2 protein-coding genes and 1 pseudogene are annotated in these 2558 nt (G+C 46.0%); all 3 read right to left on the bottom strand.

Features of this window, described 5'->3' with window-relative positions; genetic code table 11:
* Positions 1 to 1711: pseudogene (gene rpoB / locus WBV75_RS08795) on the bottom strand (DNA-directed RNA polymerase subunit beta); the annotation flags it as partial.
* Between the two features lie 130 nt (positions 1712 to 1841).
* Positions 1842 to 2225, bottom strand: coding sequence for a 50S ribosomal protein L7/L12 (gene rplL / locus WBV75_RS08800; RefSeq protein ID WP_424120255.1), 384 nt, complete (start codon positions 2223 to 2225; stop codon positions 1842 to 1844).
* Positions 2226 to 2283: 58 nt separating this feature from the next.
* A partial coding sequence (gene rplJ / locus WBV75_RS08805; RefSeq protein WP_424120256.1) for a 50S ribosomal protein L10 occupies positions 2284 to 2558 on the bottom strand: 275 nt, incomplete at its 5' end.

The following is a 2558-nucleotide window of genomic DNA, read 5'->3' on the forward strand; positions in this document are numbered from 1 at the left end:
CCTCAGCACTGAGGAATTTGTAATTGGCGATGTCCACCTTCCCGTCATCTACCTTTCGATAAGGTGTTTCCAGGAAGCCCATCTGGTTTACCTTGGCAAAAACAGCGAGGGAGGAAATCAATCCGATATTCGGTCCTTCCGGCGTTTCAATCGGGCAAAGCCTTCCGTAATGCGTATAATGCACATCGCGGACTTCAAAACCTGCACGTTCCCTGGAAAGTCCTCCGGGCCCCAGGGCAGAAAGTCTTCGCTTATGTGTGATTTCAGCCAGCGGGTTGGTCTGATCCATAAACTGGGACAGCTGATTGGTCCCGAAAAATTAATTGATGACCGAAGACAGTGTTTTCGCATTGATCAGGTCAATGGGGGTAAACACTTCATTATCCCTGACATTCATACGCTCGCGTATGGTCCGGGCCATCCGGGCCAAGCCAACACCAAACTGGGCAGAAAGCTGCTCCCCTACCGTACGCACCCTCCGGTTGGAAAGGTGATCGATATCATCGATCTCTGCCTTGGAATTGATCAGCTCGATCAGATATTTAATAATCGTAATGATATCCTCACGGGTAAGCACTTGCTTGTCCATTCCGATATCCAGTCCGAGTTTCTTATTCATACGGTACCGGCCCACCTCACCGAGGTTGTAGCGCTGATCCGAGAAGAAAAGCTTATCGATGATTCCCCTTGCGGTTTCCTCATCGGGTGGTTCCGCATTCCGCAGTTGACGATAAATATGTTCTACAGCTTCTTTTTCCGAGTTGGTCGGATCTTTCTGAAGCGTATTGTAAATAATAGCATAATCGCTCTGGGCGTTATTCTCTTTGTGAAGCAGGATGGTTTTCACATCGGTCTCCAGGATCATATCCAAATGCTCCTTTTCCAATACCGTATCCCGATCGAGTACAATCTCGTTTCGCTCGATGGAGACCACTTCTCCTGTATCTTCATCGACAAAGTCCTCATGCCACGTCTTTAGAACACGTGCAGCAAGCTTGCGCCCCTGAATTTTTTTAAGTCCCGTTTTGGTGACCTTTACTTCCTCTGAAAGGTCAAATATCTCCAGGATATCCTTGTCGCGCTCAAAACCAATGGCGCGGAAAAGGGTGGTAACCGGCAATTTCTTTTTCCGGTCGATATAAGCGTACATAACGCTATTGATATCTGTGGCAAATTCAATCCACGATCCTTTAAACGGAATGACACGGGCTGAATACAGCTTTGTTCCGTTCGCGTGGAAAGACTGCCCAAAAAATACACCGGGTGAACGGTGCAACTGTGAAACCACTACGCGTTCAGCACCATTGATCACAAAGGTACCACTAGGAGTCATGTAGGGAATGGTTCCCAGATAAACATCCTGAACAATAGTTTCAAAATCCTCGTGCTCCGGATCTGTACAATACAGTTTCAGACGGGCCTTTAACGGCACGCTATACGTGAGACCTCGCTCAATGCACTCCTGTATACTGTACCTTGGCGGATCGATAAAGTAATCGAGGAATTCCAGTACAAATTGGTTCCGGGTATCGGTTATAGGAAAGTTCTCCATGAAGGTCTTATAGAGGCCTTCATTTCCCCTTTCATCAGATTTGGTTTCAAGCTGAAAAAAGTCTTGAAACGACTTTATCTGAATGTCCAAGAAGTCCGGGTATTCCGGAATGTTCTTAGCGGTGGCAAAACTAATTCTTTCAGTCTGTGTTGTGAACATCTAGGGACCAAATTTAGATCGTGAATACTGAACAGGCTGTATATACCTTTATATACATAGTAAAAAAGGGTTTAGGTCTAGCCGCCCAAAGGGCAGAAAGACCTAAACCTAAACCATATGGTTAAAGCAACTATTTAAGCTCAACTTCGGCTCCTGCTTCTTCCAGAGATGTTTTGATTCCTTCAGCTTCATCTTTAGAAACTCCTTCCTTAACGGCTTTAGGAGCACTGTCGACAATCTCTTTAGCATCCTTAAGGCCAAGACCGGTAAGTTCTTTTACCAATTTAACCACGGCCAGTTTGGAACCACCCGCTGCTTTAAGGATTACATCAAACTCAGTCTGCTCTTCAGCAGCCTCACCACCGTCTGCTCCGGCAGCAGCCCCACCGGCTACAGCTACAGCGGCAGCAGCAGGCTCGATGCCATACTCCTCCTTAAGGATATCAGCCAATTCATTTACCTCTTTTACGGTAAGATTAACAAGCTGTTCTGCGAATTCTTTTAAATCTGCCATTTTACTATCGTTTTAAAAATCGAATTAATTTATACTTAGGTTAATAGTGCGAACGAAATTATTTTTCGGACAAGGTTTTCAGAATACCTGCCAGCTTGCCTCCTCCGGATTTCAGTCCGGAAATAACATTTTTGGCAGGGGATTGCAGCAGGGCTACAATGTCTCCAATAACCTCTTCCTTGGATTTAATGCTCACCAGGGTGTCCAGTTTATCGTCACCGACGAAAACTGCTTCTTCGATAAAGGCGCCTTTGAGCAATGGCCGATGAGACTTCTTACGAAAGGTCTTGATCAACTTTGCCGGGCCGTTACCCGTCTCGGAGAACATTAAGG

It is taken from the genome of Robiginitalea sp., assembly GCF_049588695.1.
Lineage (GTDB): Bacteria > Bacteroidota > Bacteroidia > Flavobacteriales > Flavobacteriaceae > Robiginitalea.

Coding starts and splice junctions, on each gene's coding strand:
- rplL (WP_424120255.1), bottom strand. CDS start 2,225: ATGGCAGATTTAAAAGAATTCGCAGAACAGCTTGTTAATCTTACCGTA.